Below are 743 nucleotides of genomic sequence, written 5' to 3'. Positions count from 1 at the left end.
CAACGTGGAGGAATCGGGCAATCTACTCTATGCCTTTTCCAAAGCATTCCACTCGACTCCGAAAGGAGATAAAGGATACGTGATGGCGAACATCCCGTTCGCCCAATACCTCAAGGGCGATTTCGACTATACGAAGAATATGCAGATCGACGACAGGAATGCGGTCGTCTTCCATGTCGGCGCCGGCATAGCCTATCCCTATGCCAATTCGAAAGTATTGCCCTTCGAGAAACGTTATTTTTCCGGCGGTGCGAACAGCGTACGGGGATGGTCGATCCGCAGCCTCGGGCCAGGAGGTTATCGAGGAAGTGAGGACGGCCGGATGGACTTTATCAAGCAGTCGGGCGATATAAAGTTTGACATCAATTTGGAATACCGCACGCATTTGTTCTGGAAATTGAACGGCGCTGCATTTATCGATGCGGGCAACATCTGGACGATCCGGAATGATGTGGAACAGCAGGACGGTCTATTCAAATTCAATCGGTTCTATCGACAGATTGCCGCCTCTTACGGATTGGGCATCCGCTTCGACTTGGATTACCTCATTCTTCGGTTCGACGGCGGTATGAAGTCGATTAATCCGATGGAAAGGAGAAGAGACCGATACCCCGTGATCCGACCGAAATTCAGTCGCGATTTCGCCTTCCACTTTGCCGTCGGCTATCCTTTCTGAACTTCGCTGACAAAACTCGAGCGTCTGTGCAAAAATGAAAGTTTTTGCACAGACGCCTCGTACATCC

Annotated in this window: 1 protein-coding gene; it reads left to right on the top strand. The window is 50.6% G+C overall.

Features of this window, described 5'->3' with window-relative positions; all coding sequences use genetic code 11:
• Positions 1-676: BamA/TamA family outer membrane protein (locus tag BN102_RS04010; RefSeq protein WP_036787295.1), on the top strand; the 676-nt coding region annotated here is incomplete at its 5' end.
• Between the last annotated feature and the right edge of the window lie 67 nt (positions 677-743).

Origin of the sequence: Phocaeicola abscessus CCUG 55929, assembly GCF_000312445.1 — a bacterium.
GTDB lineage: Bacteria > Bacteroidota > Bacteroidia > Bacteroidales > Bacteroidaceae > Phocaeicola > Phocaeicola abscessus.
Note: the sequence above shows the minus strand (reverse complement) of the source record. Positions and strands in the feature narration are given on the sequence as shown.